The following is a 23,525-nucleotide window of genomic DNA, read 5'->3' on the forward strand; positions in this document are numbered from 1 at the left end:
TTGGACAACAGCGTCGGGGATTATCGGCGGCCGAACATCTGCTCGATATCCGCCTTCGACAGTTTCAGCACCGTGGGCCGCCCGTGCGAGCAGGTGGCGGCGCGCGGCGTGGCCTCCATCTGTCGCAGCAGCGCGGCCATCTCCGCGGCATTGAGCTTGCGTCCGGCGCGGATGGACCCGTGACAGGCCATGCGCGCGATCACCGCGTCCAGCCGCGCGGACAGCACCGTCTGTTCGTCCATCTCGGCGAGCTCGTCGGCCAGATCGCGCAGCAACGGCCCTGGATCCGGTGCCCCCAGCGCCGCCGGCAGCGCCCGGACCATCACCGCGCCGGGGCCGAATTCCTCCAGCTCCAGCCCCAGCCGCGCCAGGTCGGGCGCCCGGGCGGACAGCCGGGCGACATCGGCGGGCGGCAGGTCGACGATCGCCGGCAGCAGCAGCGCCTGGCTGCGCACCGCGCCGGCGCGCAGGGCGGCGCTGAGCGCCTCATGCGTCAGGCGTTCATGCGCGGCGTGCTGGTCCACCAGCACCAGTGAGCCGTCGCCGGCGACCGCGATGATATAGGTGTCCAGGACCTGCGCCACCGGCGCGCCCAACGGATAGGCCTGGCCGGAATGATCCCGCTCGGGCTGGTCCTGGCCAGGATGGTGCTGATGAGGATGGTCCTGATGAGAATGGTCCTGGTAGGAGAGGGCCGCGTGGTGCCGCCCCGGCGGGTCGATCAGCCGGGCCGCCGGCACCGCCCGCAGCGGCAACTGGGTCTCGGCCATGCCAGGTCCGGGGACTGCCGCGGTCGGCCCGGTCCCGGTCGGTGGATGCAGGGCCAGCGCCGCGGCGGTGGAGGCCGGCGGGTAGGCGGTCCGGACGGGGTGGGACCAGGATGTGGGGCGGGACCAGGATGTGAGGGCACGCTGCATCGGCGCGACCTGGCCGGCGCCGCCGCCGAGCGCACGGCGGATGGCGCCGATCACCAGGCCGCGCACGGCGGTTGCATCGCGGAACCGCAGCTTGGCCTTGGCGGGATGGACGTTGACGTCCAGCGCCTCGGGCGGCAGGTCCAGGTACAACGCCACCACGGCGTGGCGGCCGGCGGCGATCACGTCGCGAAACGCCACTTTCACCGCCGTACGCAGCACCGGATCGGCTACCGGCCGGCCATTCACCACCACGGTCTGCGCCGCCGCCGTGGCGCGGCTGACCGATGGCGCGCAGACATAGCCGCCCAGCCGCAGCTCCCCGCGTTCCTCGGCGACCGGCAGCAGGACCGCGGCGGCGTCCGGTCCCACCAGCGCGGCGACGCGGGCGATCCGGTCCTGTGCCGGCACCTCGAACACGCCGCGGCCATCCAGCTCCAGCCGGAACGCGACCCGCGGCGCGGCCAGCGCCAGCCGGCGGACCGCGGCCTCCGCATGCTCCGCCTCCAGCCGCGGCGTTTTCAGGAATTTCCGCCGCGCCGGGGTGGCGAAGAACAGGTCGCGGACCACCACCCGGGTCCCGGTCCCACCCGCGGCCGGCGCGACGGCGGAGACGGCGCCGCCTTCGACCGAGATCGTCCAAGCATGTTGCGCGTCGCTCGGGGCATGTTGCGCGTCGCCCGGGGCGTGCTGGGCGTCGCGCGGGCGCGAGGTGATCGACAGGCGCGCCGCGGCGCCGATCGACGGCAGCGCCTCGCCGCGGAACCCCAGCGTGGTGATGCGGATCAGCGCGTCATCGGTCAGCTTGGAGGTGGCATGGCGCTGCACCGCCAGGGCCAGCTCCGCCGCGTTCATGCCGATGCCGTTATCGGTGACCTCGATCCGGTCGATGCCGCCGCCATCCAGCGCCACGGCGATCCGCGTCGCGCCGGCATCCAATGCGTTCTCGACCAGTTCCTTGACCGCCGCCGCCGGCCGCTCGATCACCTCCCCGGCGGCGATGCGGTTGACGAGGGTCTCCGGCAGCATCCGGATACGCGACGCGCACCCGGACGCATTCTCCGGCGGGAGCGTGGGAAACCGGCTCGAGACTCGAGGGGCGGCGGGGTCCATGCGGCAGTATAAGGTCGTCCGCGGCGGGGAGACCAGAACGCAGCGGGGCCGCGGAACGATGCGCGGGAACGAAGCTGGGAAACGAGGCTGGGGAAACGAGGCGGGTGAGCCAGTCGGGGTGAGCCAGTCGGGGTGAGCCAGTCGGGGTGAACCGGGCGGGGTGAATCGGGCGGGGTGAACCGGGCGGCGCGGCGGCCGCGTCCTCAACGGGGCGTATCCGGCACCGCCGTGTCCGGATCGGGGCGGATTCCTCATGCCCGACCGCCATCTCGGCTCTTTGACGACGGCCCGTCCCGTTTTATATCAGGCAAACGAGCCGAGAGGGCACGCAACGCGGATGGACGACGACCAGAAGCAGCAGCCGGAAAGCCTGCTGCCCTATGAGAAGTGGATCGAGCAGGCCCTGCGCCACGTCGTGGCCCAGGCGGTCGAGCACGTCGCGCAGCATGGGCTGCCGGGCGGCCACCATTTCTACATCACCTTCCGCACCAGCGATCCGGACGTGGAATTGCCGCAGCGGGTGCGGATGCAATATCCGCAGCAGATGACCATCGTCCTGCAGCACCAGTTCTGGGAGCTGTCCTATGACCGGGAGGCGGAGGCGATCCATGTCGGCCTGTCATTCGGCGGCGTGCCGGCGAAGCTGACGATCCCGTTGTCTTCGGTGGTGGAGTTCGCCGACCCGCATATCCGCTACGGTCTGCGCTTCCACGCCGAGGCGGCGCCGGAGGCGGGGGAGGGCGAGGTTTCGCAGCCCGGGCCCGAGGAAGCGCCGTCGTCGGCGGAGCCGCCGTCCGAGCCGGCGCAGGTGGTCAGCCTGGATGCGTTCCGCCGGCGCTCGCCGCAGACCTGATCGCCCTCGGCGCAGAGCCGTTTAGCGCGGCGCAGGCCGCGGACTGATGACCCCACCGGCGCAGCGCCGGCCCGCCGCCTGGGCGGTTGCCGCGCCTGCGCGTCGCAGAAGGACCGACGCCGTGGACTCACCTGCCCACCGCCCCGATACGTTCCAGTTCTCCACCATGTTCCCGCTGGGCGAGGACGGTACACCCTGGCGCAAGCTGCCGATCGAGGGCGTGCGCACGATCAGCGTCGAGGGCAGGACGGTGCTGCGCATCGCCCCCGACACGCTGTCCGAACTGGCCTTCCGTGCCTTCCACGAGGTGTCGCACCTGCTGCGCCCGGCGCATCTCGCGTCGCTGCGGGCGATCCTGGACGACCCCGAGGCCAGCGACAATGACCGCTTCGTCGCGCTGGACCTGCTGAAGAACGCCAATATCGCCGCCGGCGGCGTGCTGCCGATGTGCCAGGACACCGGCACCGCCATCGTCTTCGGCAAGAAGGGCCAGCGGGTCTGGGTCGACGGCGACGAGGAGGAGGCGCTGTCCTGGGGCGTGCATCGCACCTATACCGAGACCAACCTGCGCTATTCGCAGATGGCGCCGCTGACCATGTTCGAGGAGGTCAACACCGGCAACAACCTGCCGGTGCAGTTCGACATCTATGCCGCGCCGGGCGAGCACCACGCCGACGAATTCCATCTGATGTTCGTCGCCAAGGGGGGCGGATCGGCCAACAAGACCTTCCTGTTCCAGGAGACCCGGGCGATCCTGTCGCCGGCCAGCATCGCGAAATTCCTGGAAACCAAGATGAGGACGCTGGGGACCTCGGCCTGTCCGCCCTATCACCTGGCGATCGTGATCGGCGGCACCTCCGCCGAAACCACCTTGAAGACGGTGAAGCTCGCCTCCACCAAATGGCTGGACGCGCTGCCGACGCAGGGCGGCCGGTCCGGCCACGCCTTCCGCGACCTGGCGATGGAACGGCAGGTGCTGGAGATCTCCCGCCAGACCGGCATCGGCGCGCAGTTCGGCGGGAAATATTTCTGCCATGACGTGCGGGTGGTGCGGCTGCCGCGGCATGGCGCCTCCCTGCCGGTCGGCATCGGCGTGTCCTGCAGCGCCGACCGGCAGATCAAGGCGAAGATCACCCCCGAGGGCGTGTTCCTGGAGCAGCTGGAGACCGATCCGGCCAAATACCTGCCGGAGACGACCGATGAGCACCTGGGCGGCGAGGCGGTCGCCATCGACCTGAACCAGCCCATGGACCGGATTCGCGCGACCCTGTCGAAACTGCCCGTGAGGACACGCGTCATGCTGACCGGCACGATGGTGGTGGCGCGCGACATCGCCCATGCCAGGCTGCAGGAGCGGCTGGACAACGGCCAGCCCTTGCCGGACTACATCAAGAACCACCCGGTCTACTACGCCGGCCCGGCCAAGACGCCGGCCGGCATGCCGACGGGCAGTTTCGGCCCGACCACGGCCGGTCGCATGGACTCCTATGTGGAGGCGTTCCAGGCCGCCGGCGGCTCCCTGGTCATGCTGGCCAAGGGCAACCGGTCCAAGGCGGTGCGCGATGCCTGCCGGAAATATGGCGGCTTCTACCTCGGTTCCGTCGGTGGCCCGGCGGCGCGGCTGGCGCAGGACTGCATCCGGAAGGTCGAGGTGCTGGAATTCCCCGAACTGGGGATGGAGGCGGTCTGGCGGATCGAGGTGGAGGATTTCCCCGCCTTCATCGTCGTCGACGACAAGGGCCATGATTTCTACGACGGGCTGGGCTGAGACGATGCGCTTCACCGTCGACCGCATCGACCACATCGTCCTGAACGTGAAGGACGTGGAGATCGCCGCCGCCTGGTATCAGCGCGTCCTGGGCGTGGAGCGGGAGGATTTCGGTCCCGGCAACGCCCGCGTGGCGCTGAAATTCGGCGGCCAGAAGATCAATCTGCGGCCGATGGACGCCGATGAACGCTCCTGGCCGACCGGCCTCTGCACCCAGGCGGGGGCCGGTGATGTCTGCTTCATCACCGCGGTGCCGCCGGACGAGGTGGTCGGTCATCTGCACGACCATGGCGTGCAGATCGTCCAGGGCCCCGTCGAGCGGGCCGGCGCGCTGGGACCGATCCTGTCGGTCTATTGCCGTGATCCGGACGGCAACCTGGTGGAGATCTCCTCCTATCAGACCGCGTAAGCGCCGGCCTGGCGTCCGGTGGCCGGCATGACCGGCCTGACGCTCGCCGATTTCGACTACGAGCTTCCGCCGGACCGCATCGCGCATCATCCGGCGCGGCCGCGCGATTCGGCGCGGCTGCTGCATGTACGCCAGGCGGGCGTGGCGGGCGGGCTGGCGGACCGCACCATCCGTGACCTGCCCGGCCTGCTGCGGCGGGGCGACATCCTGGTCGTCAACGACACCCGCGTCTTTCCGGCCCAGCTCACCGCTCGCCGGGGCAACGCGGTGATCGGCCTGACGCTGGACCGGCCGCGCCCCGACGGGGCGTGGAAGGCGCTGGCCCGCAACGCCCGCCGCGTGCGTCCCGGCGACATCCTGTCGGTCATCGGCGCCGCCCCCCGCGGGGCCGAGGGGGCCGGCCGCCCGGTTGCCCGCGTGGCCGCCGAGGAGAGCGCCATGGAAGAGGCTGCCACCCACGGGATTGCCACCCAGGGGGCCGCCACCCAGGGGGCTGCCACCCAGGGGGCTGCCACCCAGGGGGCCGCCAACCAGGGGACGACCGGGGAGGTGGTCATGACCGCCACCGTCGTCGAGAAGGCACCGGATGGCAGCCTCGGCCTGCGCTTCAGCCTGGATGGCGAGGCGCTGATGGACGCCTTCCGCCAGGCCGGCGTCCTTGCCCTGCCGCCCTATATCGACCGCCCATCCGGTCCCCTCCCCAGTGACGCCCAGGACTACCAGACCGTCTTTGCCCGCCAGGAAGGTGCCGTCGCCGCGCCCACCGCCGGCCTGCATTTCACCCCGCGCCTGCTGGCCGAACTGGACGCCGCCGGCATCCGGCGTGCCACTGTCACCCTGCATGTCGGCATCGGCACCTTCCTGCCGGTGCGCGTCGACCAGGTGGCCGACCATCGCATGCACGCCGAACGCGGCGTCATCACCGCCGAGGCCGCCGCCGCCATCAACGCGGCCAGGGCGGCGGGGGGACGCGTGGTCGCGGTCGGCACCACCAGCCTGCGCCTGCTGGAAAGCGCCGCCGCCGCGGACGGAACGCTGTCAGCCTGGAGCGGCGAGACCGACCTGTTCATCCTGCCGGGCTACCGGTTCAAGGCGGTGGACCGGCTGGTGACCAATTTCCACCTGCCGCGCTCCACCCTGCTGATGCTGGTTTCCGCCTTCGCCGGCCGCGAACGCATGCTGGCCGCCTATGCCCACGCCGTGTCGGCGGGGTACCGCTTCCACTCCTATGGCGATGCCTGCCTGCTGGAGCCGGCCGCGCCGATCCGCCGCTGAGGTGACGGCGCCCACCGCTTGGCACCCCGCCGCTCGGCACCCGGCTGCAGCCCGCGGCGTGACCGCGCCGCCTGCACGATCTCGGCGAGGCAGGGGCGGATGGCCGACGGATCGGCGGCGCGGCGCTCCACGTCGCGGACCGCGAAATGCACCCGTGCCATCTCCTGGTAATAGTCGATAAACGCATAGTTCAGCGTCGCGCCCATCACGCCGCCGATCACCGGCACCGCCTGCGCCAGCAGCTTGTCCGACACGGCGATCCCGAAGCGGGAGGCGGCGACGCGGATGAACCGCTGCACCGTGGCGTCGGTGATGCGGCTGAGCCCCGCGCGGGCGGCCCAGTAGCCGAAATCGGCCTCGTCATCCTCCTGCAGCGGACTCCCCATGGCGAACACCTCGATGCAGGCGCGCCTGGTGTCGTCGGCGGTGATGTCCTCGCCCGGGAAGGACCGGGCGATATCGGCGACGGAGCGCATGATCATGGTGGTGGTGACGGGGATGTCCCAGATCAGTCCGGGCAGCCCGGCGAGCCCGCCGGTCGCGCCGCTGACCAGGCCCAGCGTCTTGTGCAGCCAGCCCCAGCGGTCGCCCTGGGCATCCTTGTCCAGGCCGGCCATGGCACCGGACTGGAAGTCCCACAGCATGTCGTACAGGATTGCCTCGACCTTGCTGGAAATCGCCCGCGGCAGCATCCGTCCCGCCCAGGCGGCCACCCCGCCGATCTGTTCGGCCACCTTGATGGTGATGCCCTTGGCATCGAGCAGCCGGGTTGCCGCCTGCGCCAGGATCTGGCGATCGGCCTCGTCGAGCGCGGCGCAGGCATTGGATGGGGTCCAGGCGGTGTCGTCCACGAAATCCTCCGGCATCTCCGGCCGAGCGGAGATGTGGGCAGGACGGGACGGGTTTGAAAGAGTCGGGGACGCGGGCGGCTGGTGATGTGTGCTTGCGGCGCGCGGCTGGCGGTGGGACCGTGCGGGCGGAACAGGAGGCGATGAGATGCAGCAGGATGCGCGCCTGGCGGCGCTGATCGAGGCGGAGGGACAGGCGATGGCCCTGCTGGATGCGATCGAGGCGGATGGCCTGATCGCCGCCGGCCGCAGCGAGCACGATGTCGAGCGGGACATCTTCGCGCTGGCACGGGATCGTTTCGGTGTACGCCAGCACTGGCACAAGCGCATCGTCCGCTCGGGCCCCAACACGCTGCGCATCGCGGCGGAGGATCCGCCGGTGCGGACGATCGGCGCCGACGATACCGTGTTCCTGGATCTGGGGCCGGTGTTCGAGGCGTGGGAGGCCGATGTCGGCCGCAGCTACGCGATCGGGCCGGACCCGGAAAAGCACCGCCTGTGCCAGGACCTGCCGGTCATGTTCGACCGGCTGAAAGCCAGGTTCGACGAGGACCCGGACCTGACCGGTGCGCAGTTGTACCAGTTTGCCCAGCGCTGCGCCGAGGCATCCGGCTGGCTGTTCGGCGGCAGGATCGCCGGGCACATCGTGGGCGAATTCCCGCATGCGCGCCTGCCCGGTGACCGCGACCATTATCGCATCAGCGCCGACAACCCCACCAGGCTGCGTGATCCGGATGCGACCGGCGGGACGAAATACTGGATTCTGGAGGTGCACCTGATCGACCGGGCACGGACGTTCGGCGGATTTTACGAACGCCTGCTGGTGCCGGGCTGAACCGCGCGCGGCATCCGCCCGACGCCGCGCACACCCCGTTCGACGGTGATCAGCTATCCAGCTCGCTATCCCAGTACAGATAATCGCGCCAGCTCTCATGCAGGTAGTTCGGCGGGAAGGCCCGCCCGTTATCCTGCAGCTCCCATGTCGTCGGCTGGCGCGGGGTGGTGCGCGGGAACATCCGGATCTCCCGCGGCAGGTGCGAGCCCTTGCGCAGGTTGCACGCGCCGCACGCGGTCACGACATTCTCCCATGTCGTGCGGCCGCCGCGGCAGCGCGGGATGACGTGGTCGAAGGTCAGGTCGGGTGTCGGGAACCGGTCCCCGCAATACTGGCAGTGGAACGCGTCGCGCAGGAACACGTTGAACCGTGTGAAGGCCGGGCGCCGCGCCGAGGGGATATAGTCCTTCAACGCGATCACGCTGGGCAGGCGCATCGTGCGCGACGGCGAATGCACCTCGGTCTCATATTCGCTCAGCACCGAGACGCGGTCCATGAACACCGCCTTGACGGCGTCCTGCCAGGACCAGATGGACAGCGGAAAGTAGGACAGCGGACGGAAGTCCGCGTTCAGAACGAGAGCCGGGAAATGCGATCCGCCGTCAGGCAAAAGCTACTCCCTACCGATCGGGAGCGCATCGCCTGGGCGTCCGGGTATCCTCGAATCGCCACATGCAGCGCCGCCGAAGTCCGGGCGCCTCTATGGCAGAGCGCACGCCGGGCCGCAACCCACCCTTCGCGCGACCGCGGCGACGTCATTGATTCGTCACGAAAATCCGCGCTGCAGCGCCAGCGCCCCCAAGGCAATGCCGGTATCGTCGATGCCGTGTCCCAGGCCCGGAATGAAGTGCGCCTCCACCGTCACGCCGGCGGCGCGCAGCATTGTCTCGGCGTCGCGGGAGCGGATGGCGGGCACGACGTCGTCCGCCTCGCCATGCACCAGCAGGACAGGCGGGGACGGCGCCGTCTTTTCGGCCGACAGCGACCCGGGGGCCACCAGGGCGCCGGAAAAGGCCAGGATGGCGCGCGGCGGGACAGGGCGGCGCAGCCCGGCGAACAGCACCATCATCGCGCCTTGGCTGAACCCCATCAGCGCATAGGCATCGGGCGGCAGGCCCAGCCGCGCCAGCTCCGCATCCAGGAAGCCGTGCAGATAGGGCGCCGCGGCCCGGACCCCGGCCTCCATGACGGCGGGCGTGCGGTCGGCGACGCTCCACCACTGGCGGCCCATGCCGAAATCGCAGACGAAGGGCGCGTCCACCGCCGCGAACAGCGCGTCCGGGCAGGCCTGCGCCCAGGCATGGCCCAGGTCGATCAGGTCATGCGCATCCGCGCCCAGCCCGTGGCACAACACGACGAGCTGCCGTGATGCCGCCTTGGAAGCCGGACCGAAATGGATGGCATCGAGCGTCGGCATCGTGCTGTCTCCTGTTTCTCCGCCAGCCGAGGTAAGCTCGCCCAGCCTGCCTGTCCATCATCCGTGATGTCCGTCACCACCCGCTTCGCCCCCAGCCCGACCGGTTTCCTGCATCTGGGCCACGCCGCGTCGGCGCTGTTCGCGTGGCGCCAGGCGCGCGCGGTCCCGGACGGACGGTTCCTGCTGCGGCTGGAGGATATCGACCCGACCCGCTGCCGTCCGGCCTATGCCGAAGCCATCCGGCACGACCTCACCTGGCTCGGCCTGACCTGGGATGGTCCGGTGCGGGTGCAGTCGGAGCATCTGGAGGCCTACCGGGCCGCGCTGGACCGGCTGGCCGCCGAAGGGCTGCTGTATCCCTGCTTCTGCACCCGCGCCGATATCTTGCGGGAGGTGGCGGACAGTGCCACCGCCCCCCACGCGCCGGATGGCAGCCTGGTCTATCCCGGCACGTGCCGCGCGCTGTCGCCGGCCGCGCGCGGGGACCGGATCGCGGCGGGCGAGCGCTTCGCCCTGCGCCTGGACATGGTGGCGGCGCTGGTTCGGGCCGGGAGGCTGACGTTCCGCGAACTGGGGCAGGGGACGATCGCCTGCGATCCCGAGCGTTTCGGCGACGTCGTTCTGGGCCGCAAGGACGCCCCCGCTTCCTACCACCTGTGCGTGACGCATGATGACGCATTGCAGGGCGTGACCCTGGTGACGCGAGGCGCGGATCTGCGGCCGGCGACCGATATCCACCGCCTGCTGCAGGTGCTGATGGGCTGGCCGGAGCCGGTCTACGCGCATCACGGGTTGCTGCTCGACGCCGAGGGGCGCCGCCTGGCCAAGCGGGACAAGGCCGCGACGCTGCGGTCGATGCGGGAGGCCGGGATGACGGCGGCTTCGGTCCTGGCGCTGGCCTCGGCGGGGCTCGGTATGGGCTGAGGCCGGGAACGGTGCCACATCGCCCCTGTCTGGTCTCTCGTCACGGCAGGCGAACGGTGGCGGCGGCATCGCAGGAGCTGCTCGCCTTCCAGGCCGCCGCCAGGCCGGTCGGCGCCAAATACATCAGCCACGCCTCGAGAGCCACGCCTCGAGCCAGCAGCCGTCGGAGCGCTTCCGGCGAAACCATTTCGATGGAGGTGTGGACGTCGTTCGCGGCATGGAGGTCGTCGCCGCCTGCGCCGGGGCGGTGCCGCTGACAGCGGCCGTCAAGGCCACGCGGGCGTGCTGACGGCATGGAACCTGCCGCGGCTTTCAGTCCCCCGATCCCATCCGCTACCGGATCGTGAAGGTGCTGGTCATCGCGCCGTTCATGTGCACGGCCACGGTGCCGGGCGCCGGCCCCGCGGGCGCGCCGGCATCCGCCGAGGGCCGTTGATCGGAACATGCGGCCGGCAGGCTCGCCACAGCCACCATGGCCATCAGGCCGATGACGCGGCGCAGCCCCTGGCGCACCCGAGGCCCGGCCTCGGGTTCCATGCGTCCTGGCGTGTGCGCCGCGATCAGGTCCGCGTGCGCCGGCGGCCGGTTACTGGCAGGCCAGGCATTCCTCATAATCCGTGCTCGTTTCCGCGGATGCCGCCGCCAGCGGCATCTCCGGCGCCAGGTCGCGGCTCTTTGCCAGCAGGAAGGCCTGCGGCGCCACCGCCTTCTCGCTGACCGTATCGGCCCGCGCCAGCGACAGGCTGCGGCAGTAGTACAGCGATTTCAGGCCCTTCTTCCAGGCCTGGAAATGGATCTGGTGCAGGTCCCGCTTGTGCACGTTCGCCGGCAGGAACACGTTCACCGACTGGCTCTGGCAGATGAACGGCGCGCGATCGGCCGCATGCTCCACCACCCAGCGCTGATCCAGCTCGAACGCGGTCTTGAACACCGCCTTCTCGTGCTCATCCAGGAAATCCAGGTGCTGCACGCTGCCCTGCGTCGTCGTGATCGACGACCAGACCTCGTCCGTGTCCCGGCCCTTTTCCGCCAGCAGCTTCTGCAGATGCCGGTTGCGCACGGAAAAGCTGCCCGACAGCGTCTTCTGCAGGAACACATTGGCGGCGATCGGCTCGATCCCCGGCGAGGAGTTGCCGGCAATGATGGAGATCGATGCCGTCGGCGCGATCGACAGCTTGTGGCTGAACCGCTCTGTCACGCCATATTCCTCGGCGTCCGGACAGGCGCCGCGTTCCTCCGCCAGCTTGACCGACGCCGCATCCGCCTTGTCGCGGATATGCTTGAAGATGCGCTTGTTCCACACCTTGGCGACGACGCTTTCCCACGGCACGCCATTGGCTTGCAGGAATGAGTGGAAGCCCATCACGCCCAGGCCGACCGACCGCTCCCGTATCGCCGCGTAGCGCGCCTTCTCCATGCCGGGCGGCGCGCGGTCGATGAAGTCCTGCAGCACGTTGTCCAGGAAACGCATCACGTCCTCGATGAAGGTCGGATGGTTTTCCCACTCGAACCAGTTCTCCAGGTTCAGGCTGGACAGGCAGCAGACGGCGGTCCGCTCCCTGCCCAGGTGGTCAAGCCCGGTCGGCAGCGTGATCTCGCTGCACAGGTTGGAGGTCTTCACCTCCAGCCCGGCCAGCTTGTGATGCTCCGGCCGCGCATTGTTCACGTGGTCGGAGAAGACCAGGTAGGGTTCGCCCGTCTCGATCCGAGCGGTGAGGATGCGGATCCACAGCGCCCTGGCGGAGATGGTGCGGACCGGGCTGTTGTCCTTGGGGGACCGGAGCGTCCACTGGCCGTCCGTCTCCACCGCGCGCATGAACGCGTCGGGGATCTGGATGCCGTGATGCAGGTTCAGCGCCTTGCGGTTCGGATCGCCGCCGGTGGGGCGGCGGATCTCGATGAACTCCTCGATCTCGGGGTGCCACACCGGCAGGTATACCGCCGCCGATCCGCGCCGCAGCGAACCCTGGGAGATCGCCAGTGTCAGCGAATCCATCACCCGGATGAACGGGATCACGCCCGAGGTCTTGCCGACCGCACCCACCTTCTCCCCGATCGAGCGGAGATTGCCCCAATAGGAGCCGATGCCGCCGCCCTTCGAGGCGAGCCAGACATTCTCATTCCACAGCCCGACGATGCCTTCCAGGCTGTCCGACGCCTCGTTCAGGAAGCAGGAGATCGGCAGGCCGCGATTGGTGCCGCCATTCGACAGCACGGGGGTGGCCGGCATGAACCACAGCCTGCTCATGTAGTCATAGATGCGCTGGGCGTGCGCCTGGTCGTCGCCGTACTGGGAGGCGACGCGGGCGAACAGGTCCTGGAACTCCTCCCCCGGCATCAGGTAGCGGTCGGTCAGGGTGGCCTTGCCGAACTCGGTCAGCAGCACGTCGCGGGAACGGTCGACCCGCACCATGGTGCGCCCGGGCATTTGAACCGCGTCGAGAACGGCGGCTTCCAACAGAGTATCCATGGTGTCGGGTTCCCTCGGCGGCATCATTCGCGTGGCATTCTCCTGACAGGACCGATCGAGTCGGCTCAAACCAGATATAGCAAGCGACGGGTGCTGACGGCACTAAATCCTGACTCTGTTGCGTTGCCGCCACGGTTCTCCTGTTGTTCATGCGATGTTCGGCCGATCGAGGATCGAACGCAAGCAGAAGCGTGGCGGCGGTGTCCGGAGTGGCGGAACGGTGCACGCCCCCCGGCCCTGGACGGGCTCAGAATCCGTCGAACCGCATGAACAGGCGGGCGGGCGCCCGTTCGGTCACCAGGTGGTTCTCCGGCGCATCCGGGTCGGCGTAGCCCAGCGCCATGCCGCAGACCACGACGTCCTCGGGCGGCAGGTCCAGCACCGGGCGGATCGCCTTGTGGTAGTGCGACCACGCGGCCTGCGCGCAGGTGTCCAGGCCGCGGGCGCGGGCGGCGGTCATGACGTTCTGCAGGAACATGCCGTAATCCAGCCAGGACCCGGTCGCCAGCCGCCGGTCGATGGTGAAGATCATGCCCACCGGCGCATCGAAGAACTGGAAGTTGCGCCGGTGCTGCGCCCGCATCCCGGCCGCGTCGCCCCTGGTGATCCCCAGCAGGCCGTACAGCCCCCAGCCGACGGTACGGCGCCGGCCAAGATAGGGTTCGAAGAATGCGTCCGGATAGTATTGCACCTCCTGCGTGTGCCCCGGCTCGGCCGCGTCGAACGCCGCCTGCACGGCGTCCACCAGGCGCTGCCTCGCCGCCCCCGCCAAGACGTAGCCCCGCCAGGGCTGCATGTTGGTGCCGCTGGGCGCGCGGGCCGCGACGTCCAGGATCGCCTCCACGGTCGCGGCCGGCACCGGCGTATCCAGAAAGCGCCGGATCGAGCGGCGGGAAGTGATCGCGTCGTCAGCCATGGTCATGCGGAAGCAACCCTTTTGCGGCACTGCCGTGCCGGTCTCGCGGCGTCGTGCTCAAGGTGTCGTGCTCAAGGTGTCGTGCGCAAAGTGCCGTGCTCAACGCGTCATCCCCGTGGTTCCAGCCTCGCCATGAACGCCCGCAGCGCCGGCGCCCATTTATCGGCATCCGCCCCCGATGCCAGGTGGCCGTGGTCGCTGTCGATCTCCTCATACACGGCATCGACCCCCGCTTTCGCCAGACCCTCCATCACCACCGGCGCCAGGCTCGGCGGGAACAGCGCGTCGGTCCGCGACAGCACATACAGCACCGGCACCTTGATCCGCCCGTAGTCGCGCGTGACGTCATAGGCGTGCATCGCGCGCCCCAGGATGAACAGCGAGTTGGCGTCGAACACCTCGGCCCAGGCCGAGGCGATCCGCCGCAGTTCCGCGTCCGGATCGTCGAACGTCCTGGCCAGGCTGTCGCGCAGGCCATAGCGGGTCAGCGTGTCGATCCGCAGCCGGGTCAGCGTCTCCTTCACCCCGCCCGTCTCATAATAGTCGCCGTTGTTCCAGTTCGGGTCGGGCTGGAACCACGCCAGCAGCCCCTCGACCCGGTCCGATTGCGGCGGCAGCGGCGAAGTGACGACCGGCACCACGCCATCCATGAAGTCCGGATAGGTCACCGCCCACTGGAACGCCTGGAACCCGCCATAGGACGGCCCCACCACGGCGCGCAGATGCGTCACCCCCAGGTGCTCCAGCAGCCGCATCTGCGCCCGGACGATGTCCTGCACGGTGATCGCCGGGAAGGCGGAGCCGTACGGTTTCCCGGTCCGTGGATCGATCGACGCCGCGTTGGTCGATCCGTAGCTGGATCCCAGCATGTTGGAGGACACGACGAAGGTGCGGTCCGTATCGATCGGCGCGCCGGGGCCGACCAGCGTGCTCCAGGCCCCTTCCGAGGAGCCGGCGCCCGGCTCGATCATCTGCGGTCCGCTGGTGTAGCCGTGCGTGACCAGGACCGCATTGCGGCCATCCGGCGCCAGCCGTCCGCGCGTCACATAGGCCAGGGTGACCGAGGGAAGCACCGCCCCGCTGTCCAGCCGGAAATCGGCAAAGGTGAACTGATCTCGCACGATATCGGCCATGGCGATCCCTCTTTCGCTGCACCCGCAGGTTGCCACTGACCGGCGCGGCATGCGAATCAGCCGGTTCGGCTTTCGGTCGCCGATCCATGCCACGCCGCGCGGATCGGATAGACTTTCGTGATCACAGGAGATCCAGACGATGCGAACGATCGGACGTACCCTGCTCGCCGCCCTGGCGTTATCCGCCGCCGTGTCGGGCGCCATGCCGGGCGCCATGCCAGGCGCCGCGTGGGCCGCGGATGCCATCACCGTGCCGATGTTCAAGGCCACGCCGGAGGGGGTCGGCGAACCGGTCGGCAGCATCACCATCACCGGATCGCCGCAGGGCGCCCAGTTCAAGCTGGCCCTGCACGGCCTGCCGCCCGGTCCGCACGGGTTCCACGTCCACCAGAACGGCAGCTGCATGCCCACCTTGGCCAATGGCGTGCGGATTCCGGCCGGCGCCGCCGGCGGCCATTGGGATCCGGCGATGACGGGCAAGCATGCCGGGCCGGAGGGTGAGGGCCACAAGGGCGACCTGCCGGTGCTGGACGTGGGGGCCGACGGCACCGCGAACCAGACCCTGGGCGCGCCGCACATCAAGTCGATCGATGATCTGCACGGCCGCTCCCTGATGATCCATGTCGGCGGCGACAACTACAGCGACCAGCCCGCGCCGCTGGGCGGCGGGGGCCTGCGCCTCGCCTGCGGCGTGATACCGAAATAGTCCGGTAGCCGGATAGTCTGATAACAAAGGAAACGATCATGCAATTCGGTATCGCCGTCGCGACCGCCGCGGATAGCTGGAAGGTGGTGAAACGGGCCGAGGAACTGGGGTTCTCCCATGCCTGGTTCTACGACACGCAGATGCTGTGCGCGGACTGCTTCGTCGCCATGGGCGCGGCGGCGATCCAGACCTCCAGGATCCGCCTTGGCACCGGGGTGCTGATCCCGTCCAACCGCATCGCACCGGTGGCGGCGAATGCCTTCGCCTCCTTGAACCTGCTGGCACAAGGCAGGATCGATTTCGGCGTCGGCACCGGCTTCACCGGCCGCCGCACCATGGGCCTGGGGGCGATGAAGCTGTCCGACATGGAGGAGTATATCCGTGTCGTCATGGCGTTGCTGCGGGGTGAGACCGTTGACTACACGGTGGAAGGCAGGCGGCGGAGGATCGCCTTCCTGAATCCCGAATTGCGGCTGATCAACCTGGCCGACCCGGTGGCGCTGCACGTGTCGGCCTATGGGCCGCGCGCGCAGGCGCTGACCGCGAAGCTGGGTGCCGGCTGGCTGAACTTCGTCGGCGACGTGGCCGGCGGCAACAAGGCGCTGGCGGCGATGCAGGAAAGCTGGCGCAAGGCCGGGCGTGGCGATCAGCCCTTGTCGGCGGTCGCCTTCGCCCTGGGCTGCGTGCTGCGGCCGGACGAAGCGGCCGATGGCGAGCGGGCGATGGCGCAGGCCGGTCCGCGCGCGGCCGTGCTGCTGCATCGCGCGGCGGATGAGGCGCTGTCCGGCCTGCCGAACACCTCCCCCATCCCGCCATCCTTGGCCGAACCGGTCGCCAGATATGTCGAGCTGGCGCGGGGTTCCCATGATCCCGAGGCTCGTTACCTCGGCAACCATCGCGGCCACCTGATGGCGGTGCGCGACAATGAGCGGCCCTTCGTCACGGCCGACATGATCCGGCAGACCACGTTCACCGCGCCGGAAGCCGAGATCGTCAGCCGCGTGCGGGCGCTGCGCGACGCCGGCTACACGCAGTTCACCGTCCAGTTGACCCCCGGCCAGGAAGCCGCCGTCGAGGACTGGGCGCGGATCAAGGCGGCGGTGTCGGCGTCATGACCGATCCGTTTGCCGCGTTCCGCCTGACCGGCCGCACCGCCCTGGTGACCGGCGCGCGGCGGGAGATCGGGCGGGCCATCGCCCTGGGCCTTGCCGGGGCGGGCGCTCGCCTGGCCATCCACCACGCCGGCACGCCGGAGGAGGCCGATGACGCCGCCGCCGTGGTCGCCGAGATCGAGGCCATGGGCGGCACAGCCGTCGCCTTCGCACAGGACTTCGTCCGCGACGATGCCGGCCATCATCTGGCCGCGGCGGTCACCGCCTGGGCGCCGGTGGACATCCTGGTGCTGAACGCCTCCATCGAGTTGCCCGAGGATTTCGTCACTATCACCCGTGAACGGTTCGACCGGCAGATCGCCGTCAACCTGCGCACGACGATGGAACTGCTGCAGGACCTGGTGCCGCCGATGGCGGATCGCGGCTGGGGCCGGGTGGTGACGATCGGCAGCGTGCAGCAGGAGCGTCCGCATCCCGCCATGCTGGTCTATGCCGGCAGCAAGGCCGCCCAGCTCAACTGGGCGCGCAGCCTGGCCCGCCAGTTCGGCGGACGCGGCGTCACCGTGAACAACCTGGCGCCGGGCGCGATCCTCACCGCGCGCAACCGCGTGCAGATGCGGACCGAGGCCGCGGCCCTGGTGCAGCGCATTCCGGCCGGGCGCCTGGGCACGCCCGACGACCTGGTCGGCGCGGCGATGCTGCTGTGCTCCGACGCCGGGCGCTATATCAACGGCGCCAACCTGTTCGTCGATGGCGGCCGCGCGGCGGTGTGAACCGCCGGCGTCCTGGCCCAAGAGCGCGATCGCCTGAAGCCGGCGGTTGGAAGGCGTGAATCGCGCTCTCGAATCAGAGAATTGGTAAAGCAGGGCAGGGTCAACCCGACCCTGTCCTGCTTTCGTCAGTCCCGCTTGTAACGATAATGGAACCGGTCGCCGTCCGCCGTCACCAGCCCCACGGTCGGCGCCGGGAAGTGGATCGGCAGCAGCAGCGTGTCCGTCCCGGCGACGGTGGACAGAAAGCGCCGGCGTGACGCGGCCGCCTGTTTCGGGTCCCAGTCGACACCGGGGCACCAGTCGGGCTCCCGGCACTGGATCGCGTGATGCATCATGTCCCCCGTCACCACCGCCCGCTGGCCGCGTGAGGTGATATCGACGCAGCAATGGCACGGCGAGTGGCCCGGTGTCGGGATCAGCGTGATCAGGTCGTCCAGCGCGTAACCGTCATCGACCAGCAGGGCCTGCCCGGCCTCCACGATCGGCAGGCAGTTGTCGCGGAACACGGTGCCCGGCGGGTTGGCGCCCTTGGCATGCTCCGCTTCCCACGCCGCATATTCACCTTTGTGGAAAATATATTTCGCGTTCGGAAATGTCGGCACCCAGCGCCCATCCCGCAGGGTGGTATTCCAGCCCGTGTGGTCGATGTGCAGATGCGTGCAGAACACGTAGTCGACCATCTCATAGGTCACGCCCAGCGCGAACAATTCCTTCCGCCAGCGTTCCTTGCCGGGGAAGTCGAACGGCGGCGGATGGCCCTTGTCCTCCCCGGTGCAGGTATCCACCAGGATCGTATGGCGCGGCGACCGCACCACGAAGCTCTGATAGGTCACGTTCATCATGCCGAGCTCGGCGTTGAACACCTCGGGCTCCATTTCCGGCAGGGCCCGGTTCCACGCCGCCGCGTCGTACATCGGAAAGAATTGTTCCGGCCGCCGCCACGGTCCCTCGCGCTCGATCACCGCGTCGATGGTGACGTCGCCGATCCTGATCTGCCGCATGCTCTCCTCCCTCGCGTTCCGTCGGGCAGGACTATGACCCGACACGCGCCCGGCCGGAAGATCAGGGGCGGGCTGCTCGGCCGGACCGCTGTCGTGCTACGGCGGCAGCGGCGCAATGCCGCCGAACACCTCGTCACGCGGATAGCATGACAGGCGCGGAATGTGCCGGTCGGCGGCTCGTCAACCATCAGGCCCGCGCGGCGGTCGGGGCGACCCGGCGGACCTGGCGGCGGCCGCGCGGCTTTTTCCCGGCTCGTTCCTTGTGCCTATACTCGTGGCCGGATGGGGGAGTGCGGATATGGCGTGGCGGATCGGCGTGGACTCGGGCGGCACCTTCACCGATGTGTGCCTGTTCGACGACACGACCGGGACGGTCATGGTGTGGAAGGTGCCCTCCACGCCGGACGATCCGTCGCGCGGCATCGCCGGGGGCGTCGCGGAAGGCATGGATCGCGTCGGCGCCTCGCCGGCCGAGCTGGCCTATTTCGGCCACGGCACGACGGTGGCGACCAACGCGCTGATCCAGCATCGCGGCGCGCGCACCGGCTTGATCACCACCGACGGGTTTCGCGACCTGCTGGAGATCGGGCGGCAGAAGCGGCCCGACCTGTACGACATGCAGGCGGACAAGCCGCCGGTGCTGGTCGGCCGCGACCTGCGCCTGGCGGTGCCGGAACGGCTGCGCCATGACGGTTCGGTGGAAACGCCGCTGGACCGCGCGGCCCTGCGCCAGGCGGTGGAACGCTTGCGCGATGCGGGGGTGGAGGCGGTTGCCGTCTGCTTCCTGTACGGCTTCGTGCGGCCGGCGCACGAGGAGGCCGCCGCCGCCCTGCTGGCGGAGCTGCTGCCCGCCGCGTTCCACAGCATCGCCCACCGCGTGGCGCCTGAATTCCGGGAATTCGAGCGTCTGTCGACCACGGTGGTGAACGCCTGTCTCGGCCCCGTCATGCGCCGCTATATCGGCCGCCTGAGCGGGCGCCTGGCCGAACTGGGGATGACCGCCGCGCCGCATATGACGCAATCCAATGGCGGGGTCATCAGCTTCGAGCAGGCCGCCACCCTGCCGGTCCGCACCGTGCTGTCCGGCCCGTCCACCGGCGTGGTGGGCGCCGCCGAGGTCGGCCGCCAGGCCGGCCTTGCCGACCTGATCACCTTCGACATGGGCGGCACCAGCACCGATGTCGCGCTGCTGGAGGGCGGCGCCTGCCGCCTGTCCAGCGAGGCAATGGTGCATGGCTATCCGATCAAGGCGCCGATGCTGGACATTCATACTGTCGGCGCCGGCGGCGGCTCGATTGCCCATGTTGATGCCGGCGGCCTGCTGAAGGTCGGTCCCGACAGTGCCGGCGCCGATCCGGGCCCGGCCTGTTACGACCGCGGCGCGACCCAGGCCACCGTGACCGATGCCAATGTCGTGCTGGGCACGCTGAACCGGACCGCGCTGCTGGGCGGGCGCATGCCGATCCGGCACGACCTGTCGCTGGCGGCGATCCAGCGCCTGGCCGACCGGCTGGGGCTGGACGTGATGCGTACGGCGCAGGGGATCATCTCGGTCGTCACCGCCAACATGGCCCGCGCCATCCGTGTGATCTCGGTGCAGCGTGGCTACGACCCGCGCGACTACACGCTGGTGGCGTTCGGCGGTGCCGGCCCGCTGCACGCCGCGCGCCTGGCGCAGGAGCTGGAGATTTCCCGCGTGCTGGTGCCCGTGTCGCCCGGCATCCTGTGCGCCATGGGCCTGCTGCTGACCGACCTGCGCACCGATTTCGCGCTGACCCGGCTGACGCCATCGACCGGGACCGCCACCGCCGTCCTGACCGACGCCTTCGCCACGCTGGAGGCCCGCGCGCTGGCCTGGTTCGACAGGGAAGGCATCGCGGAGGAGGACCGCCGCATCACCCGCACCGTGGACATGCGCTACGCCGGGCAGAACTACGAACTGCCGATCCCGTGCCCGTCCGCCCTGGCGGGGGAAGGCGCGCCGTCCACGTCTGCCTCAGCCGCCGTCATCGACGCCCTTGCCGCCGCGTTCACCGCCGCGCATCAGCGCCTGTATGGCTTCGCCGCCGAGGACGAGCCGATCCAGCTGGTCACCTTCCGCGTGGAGGCGTCGGCGATCGTACCGAAGGCAACCTTTGCGGCGGAGCCGGATGGCGGCCCCGACGCCAGTGCCGCCCTTGTCGGCACGCGGTCCGTCTGGCTGCCGGAAACCGGCGGCGCCGCCGATTGCCCGGTCTATGACCGCGCGAAGCTGCGTGCCGGCAACCGGCTGCGCGGCCCCGCGATCATCGAGCAGATGGACGCCACCACCGTCGTCCTGCCCGGCATGACCGCGCGCGTCGAACCATTCCGGAACCTGATCCTGGAGGCAGAATGATCGATCCCGTCACCGTCGAAGTGATCGGCAGCGCCCTGTCCTCCATCGTCGAGGAAATGGGCGAGGCGCTCATCAAGGCCTCCTACTCCACCAACATCAAGGAACGCCGGGACTGCTCCACCGCGCTGTTCGACCTGCGGGGCCGGACTCTGTGCCAGGCGGAGCACATCCCGATGCACCTGGGCAGCTTCCTCGACCTGATCCCGCACATCATGAAGCGGCATCCGATCCAGGAGATGCGGCCGGGCGACGTGTTCGTCGGCAACGACGCCTATGAGGGCGGCGGCACCCATCTGCCGGACATCGTGCTGGCCGAACCGGTCTTCGTCGACGGCGAGATGATCGCCTGGGTCGTGAATCTGGCGCATCACGCCGACTTCGCCGATCGCGGCCACGCGCATATCTACCAGGAAGGATTGCGAATCCCCCCGATCCGGCTGTACCGCGCTGGCGAGCTGCAGCGCGACGTGATGGAGCTGATCCTGCTGAACTGCCAGGTGCCGCGCGAACGCCTGTCGGATTTTCGGGCGCAGATGGCGGCAAACCGCCTGGGCGTGCAGCGGCTGCGGGGGCTGTGCGCCAAATACGGCCGCGCAACGGTCTTGCAGGCGGGTGACGCGCTGCTGGACTATGCGGAACGGAAAATGCGCGCCGGCATCGCCGCTATCCCGGACGGCACGTATCGTTTCGAGGACAGGTACGATTGCCCCGAGATCGAGGGCGAGCTCGACCTGTCCTGCGCCATCACCGTGCGCGGCGATTCGATGCACCTGGATTTCGATGCGCCGCCGCAGGTGCGCGCCGGGCTGAACATGACGATGACCGCGCTGCTGTCCACCGTCTATTATGCCATCAAGACGGTCGTCGATCCCACCATCCTCCCGAACGCCGGTCTCGCTCGGCCGCTCAGCGTGTCGGCGCCGGAAGGCAGCGTGGTCCACTGCGTCCATCCGGCGGCGATCAACGGGCGGCTATCGCTGTGCCAGCGCGTGGTCGACCTCATCTTCGGCGCCCTGGCGCGGGCGGTGCCGCACCAGGTCATTGCGGCATCGAACGGTGCCTGCTTTTCCATCACCTTTGCCGGCGCGCAGCCGGCGGATGGCGCATTGTGGGTGTATCTGGAAACGATCGGCGGCGGATCCGGCGCGCGCTGGAACAAGGATGGGCTGGACGGGGTGCATGTGCACATGACCAACACCTCCAACCTGCCGGTGGAGGCGCTGGAGCTGGAATATCCGCTGACCCTGATGCGCTATGAGCTGGTCGACGGCTCCGGCGGGCCCGGTACATTTCGCGGCGGCATGGCGATCCGGCGCGTCTACAGAGCGGACCACGACTGCCATGTCCGGGTCGATGGCGCGCGCATCCTGTCGGCGCCGTGGGGGCTGCGGGGCGGGCTGGAGGGCGGCCGCGCCGCCATCGACTGTTCCGCCACGCTGGTCCGCGGATCGGGGATGCTGCGCAAGGGCGACCTGATTTCGGTGGTCACCGGCGGCTCCGGCGGCTTCGGTCCGCCGGCGCTGCGCGCGCCGGACGCGGTGGCCCGCGACCTGCGCGAGGAACGGATTGACGCCGCCACCGCGCAGCGTGTCTATGGACCGGCCGTGGCCGCCGCGAATGAGCGCGCGGCCTGACCGCCAATATCCGGGGAAACGATCCATGCGCCGAACCGTCGCGGCCCTTCTTGCCGCTCTGTCCATGACCTGCGCCGGGACCTGCGCCGGCGTTACCGCGCGCGCCGAAGTGCCGGAAGTGCGGATCGCCCGCCAGTTTTCCATGGGCTATCTGCAGTTCAACGTGATCGACCATGAGAAGCTGATCCAGAAGCACGCCGCCGCGCTGGGCATTCCCGACGTGAAGGTCTCCTTGCTGCGCTTCAACGGTCCGTCGGTGATGAATGACGGCCTGCTGTCCGATACCGTCGATCTGGTGGGCGGCAGCCCGAACGGCATGTTCTCCCTGTGGGCCAAGGCCCGCAACACGCCGCAGGAAGTGCGGGCGATCACCGCGCTGGTGACCCTGCCCTTCGCGCTGACCACCAATGACCCCGAGGTCAAGTCGCTGGCCGATATCGGCAAGTGCAAGAAGATCCCGGTCCCGTCGCTGAAAGTGTCCTCCCCGGCCGTGTTCGTGCAGCTCGCCGCGGCGAAGCTCTATGGCATCAAGGAGTTCGCCCGGTTCGACCCGGCCACGGTCGTGATGTCGCCGGCGGACGCGACGATCGCGCTGCTGACCGGCAGCGGCGATATCAACTGCGTCGTCGCCCTGCCGCCCTACCTGCAGCAGCAATTGCAGGATCCGAAGATCCGTGCCGTGGCCAGCAGCTTCGAGCTGACCGGACCGACGACCTATACAGTCGCCTACACGACCAGGAAGTTCCATGACCGCAACCCGAAGCTGTTCCAGGCCGTGTTCGACGCGCTGACCGAGGCGACGGATCGCGTGCGCGCCGACATCCGCACCGCCTCCCGCTACTGGATCGAGGACAGCGATTCCAAGCTCAGCGTCGATTTCGTCGCCGACGCCGGGACGAAGAACACGGAATGGACCACGGTGCCGATGAACACGCTGAAGCAGGCGGAGTTCATGGCCGAAATCGGCACGCTGAAGGTCAAGCCGACGTCGTGGAAGGACTATTTCTTCCCCGAGGCATACGGCCTGCCGGGGAGTTGATTTTTCAT

21 protein-coding genes are annotated in these 23,525 nt (G+C 69.4%); 12 read left to right on the forward strand and 9 right to left on the reverse strand.

All coding sequences use genetic code 11. The features are described from left to right. Positions 1 to 20: 20 nt before the first annotated feature. Complete coding sequence (gene mutL, locus VHC04_RS12405) at positions 21 to 1,943, reverse strand: DNA mismatch repair endonuclease MutL (RefSeq protein ID WP_325681582.1); 1,923 nt, start codon at positions 1,941 to 1,943, stop codon at positions 21 to 23. A gap of 421 nt (positions 1,944 to 2,364) precedes the next feature. Here mutL and VHC04_RS12410 point away from each other — a divergent pair, with 421 nt between their 5' ends. The 4 genes from VHC04_RS12410 to queA all read left to right on the forward strand — a co-directional run bounded on the left by VHC04_RS12410 (position 2,365) and on the right by queA (position 6,332). Next, positions 2,365 to 2,880, forward strand: a complete 516-nt coding sequence (locus VHC04_RS12410; protein WP_325681584.1) for an SspB family protein — start codon at positions 2,365 to 2,367, stop codon at positions 2,878 to 2,880. Between the two features lie 166 nt (positions 2,881 to 3,046). Continuing rightward, positions 3,047 to 4,648: a fumarate hydratase gene (locus VHC04_RS12415; protein ID WP_325681762.1), complete on the forward strand. Its 1,602-nt coding sequence runs from the start codon at positions 3,047 to 3,049 to the stop codon at positions 4,646 to 4,648. Positions 4,649 to 4,652: 4 nt separating this feature from the next. Next, on the forward strand, positions 4,653 to 5,057 hold the full coding sequence (locus VHC04_RS12420) for a VOC family protein (protein WP_325681764.1): 405 nt from the start codon (positions 4,653 to 4,655) through the stop codon (positions 5,055 to 5,057). Between the two features lie 27 nt (positions 5,058 to 5,084). After that, a complete protein-coding gene (gene queA / locus VHC04_RS12425) occupies positions 5,085 to 6,332 on the forward strand; it encodes a tRNA preQ1(34) S-adenosylmethionine ribosyltransferase-isomerase QueA (protein WP_408903809.1) in 1,248 nt (415 codons plus the stop codon). Here queA and VHC04_RS12430 read toward each other — a convergent pair. Further along, a complete protein-coding gene (locus VHC04_RS12430; RefSeq protein WP_325681586.1) occupies positions 6,284 to 7,183 on the reverse strand; it encodes an EcsC family protein in 900 nt (299 codons plus the stop codon). The genes queA and VHC04_RS12430 overlap by 49 nt on opposite strands. 145 nt (positions 7,184 to 7,328) lie before the next feature. Between VHC04_RS12430 and VHC04_RS12435 the strand changes: the two genes are divergently transcribed. Continuing rightward, a complete protein-coding gene (locus VHC04_RS12435) occupies positions 7,329 to 8,015 on the forward strand; it encodes a M24 family metallopeptidase (protein WP_325681588.1) in 687 nt (228 codons plus the stop codon). 49 nt (positions 8,016 to 8,064) lie between these two features. Here VHC04_RS12435 and VHC04_RS12440 read toward each other — a convergent pair whose 3' ends face one another. Both VHC04_RS12440 and VHC04_RS12445 read right to left on the reverse strand, forming a co-directional pair. Continuing rightward, complete coding sequence (locus tag VHC04_RS12440; RefSeq protein WP_325681590.1) at positions 8,065 to 8,625, reverse strand: HNH endonuclease; 561 nt, start codon at positions 8,623 to 8,625, stop codon at positions 8,065 to 8,067. A gap of 156 nt (positions 8,626 to 8,781) precedes the next feature. Continuing rightward, positions 8,782 to 9,432 (reverse strand): alpha/beta hydrolase, encoded by a 651-nt coding sequence (locus VHC04_RS12445; protein ID WP_325681592.1) that lies wholly within the window; start codon positions 9,430 to 9,432, stop codon positions 8,782 to 8,784. 66 nt (positions 9,433 to 9,498) lie between these two features. Between VHC04_RS12445 and gluQRS the strand changes: the two genes are divergently transcribed. After that, the gene (gene gluQRS, locus VHC04_RS12450; RefSeq protein ID WP_325681594.1) at positions 9,499 to 10,356 is read left to right on the forward strand and encodes a tRNA glutamyl-Q(34) synthetase GluQRS; all 858 of its coding nucleotides are present in this window, start codon (positions 9,499 to 9,501) and stop codon (positions 10,354 to 10,356) included. Positions 10,357 to 10,689: 333 nt separating this feature from the next. On the opposite strand, the gene VHC04_RS12455 is transcribed toward gluQRS, so the two are convergent. From VHC04_RS12455 to VHC04_RS12470, 4 genes are all read right to left on the reverse strand, one after another. Continuing rightward, on the reverse strand, positions 10,690 to 10,893 hold the full coding sequence (locus tag VHC04_RS12455; protein WP_325681596.1) for a hypothetical protein: 204 nt from the start codon (positions 10,891 to 10,893) through the stop codon (positions 10,690 to 10,692). Positions 10,894 to 10,942: 49 nt separating this feature from the next. Continuing rightward, positions 10,943 to 12,826, reverse strand: coding sequence for a ribonucleoside-diphosphate reductase subunit alpha (locus VHC04_RS12460; RefSeq protein ID WP_325681598.1), 1,884 nt, complete (start codon positions 12,824 to 12,826; stop codon positions 10,943 to 10,945). 247 nt (positions 12,827 to 13,073) lie between these two features. Next, complete coding sequence (locus VHC04_RS12465; protein WP_325681600.1) at positions 13,074 to 13,748, reverse strand: nitroreductase; 675 nt, start codon at positions 13,746 to 13,748, stop codon at positions 13,074 to 13,076. Positions 13,749 to 13,849: 101 nt separating this feature from the next. Next, complete coding sequence (locus tag VHC04_RS12470) at positions 13,850 to 14,875, reverse strand: homoserine O-acetyltransferase family protein (protein WP_325681602.1); 1,026 nt, start codon at positions 14,873 to 14,875, stop codon at positions 13,850 to 13,852. 139 nt (positions 14,876 to 15,014) lie between these two features. Between VHC04_RS12470 and sodC the strand changes: the two genes are divergently transcribed. The 3 genes from sodC to VHC04_RS12485 are packed head-to-tail and all read left to right on the forward strand — an operon-like array spanning position 15,015 to position 17,466. Then, positions 15,015 to 15,581 carry a superoxide dismutase [Cu-Zn] SodC gene (sodC, locus tag VHC04_RS12475; protein ID WP_325681604.1) on the forward strand — a complete coding sequence of 189 codons (567 nt, stop codon included), beginning with the start codon at positions 15,015 to 15,017 and terminating at the stop codon, positions 15,579 to 15,581. 38 nt (positions 15,582 to 15,619) lie between these two features. Then, a complete protein-coding gene (locus VHC04_RS12480; RefSeq protein ID WP_325681606.1) occupies positions 15,620 to 16,696 on the forward strand; it encodes an LLM class flavin-dependent oxidoreductase in 1,077 nt (358 codons plus the stop codon). Beyond that, positions 16,693 to 17,466 carry an SDR family NAD(P)-dependent oxidoreductase gene (locus VHC04_RS12485; protein WP_325681608.1) on the forward strand — a complete coding sequence of 258 codons (774 nt, stop codon included), beginning with the start codon at positions 16,693 to 16,695 and terminating at the stop codon, positions 17,464 to 17,466. The genes VHC04_RS12480 and VHC04_RS12485 overlap by 4 nt, the downstream gene beginning before the upstream one ends. A 125-nt stretch (positions 17,467 to 17,591) precedes the next feature. On the opposite strand, the gene VHC04_RS12490 is transcribed toward VHC04_RS12485, so the two are convergent. Next, a complete protein-coding gene (locus VHC04_RS12490; RefSeq protein WP_325681610.1) occupies positions 17,592 to 18,467 on the reverse strand; it encodes an MBL fold metallo-hydrolase in 876 nt (291 codons plus the stop codon). A 298-nt stretch (positions 18,468 to 18,765) separates the two neighbouring features. Between VHC04_RS12490 and VHC04_RS12495 the strand changes: the two genes are divergently transcribed. Genes VHC04_RS12495 through VHC04_RS12505 form a run of 3 tightly spaced genes read left to right on the forward strand, consistent with a single transcriptional unit; the run spans position 18,766 to position 23,517 of the window. Further along, positions 18,766 to 20,844 carry a hydantoinase/oxoprolinase family protein gene (locus VHC04_RS12495; RefSeq protein WP_325681612.1) on the forward strand — a complete coding sequence of 693 codons (2,079 nt, stop codon included), beginning with the start codon at positions 18,766 to 18,768 and terminating at the stop codon, positions 20,842 to 20,844. Next, positions 20,841 to 22,478 carry a hydantoinase B/oxoprolinase family protein gene (locus tag VHC04_RS12500; protein WP_325681614.1) on the forward strand — a complete coding sequence of 546 codons (1,638 nt, stop codon included), beginning with the start codon at positions 20,841 to 20,843 and terminating at the stop codon, positions 22,476 to 22,478. Before VHC04_RS12495 ends, VHC04_RS12500 begins: the two co-directional genes overlap by 4 nt. Before the next feature lie 25 nt (positions 22,479 to 22,503). Next, positions 22,504 to 23,517 carry an ABC transporter substrate-binding protein gene (locus VHC04_RS12505; RefSeq protein ID WP_325681616.1) on the forward strand — a complete coding sequence of 338 codons (1,014 nt, stop codon included), beginning with the start codon at positions 22,504 to 22,506 and terminating at the stop codon, positions 23,515 to 23,517. The last annotated feature ends 8 nt before the right edge of the window (positions 23,518 to 23,525 follow it).

This window comes from Rhodopila sp., assembly GCF_035548095.1.
GTDB lineage: Bacteria > Pseudomonadota > Alphaproteobacteria > Acetobacterales > Acetobacteraceae > Rhodopila.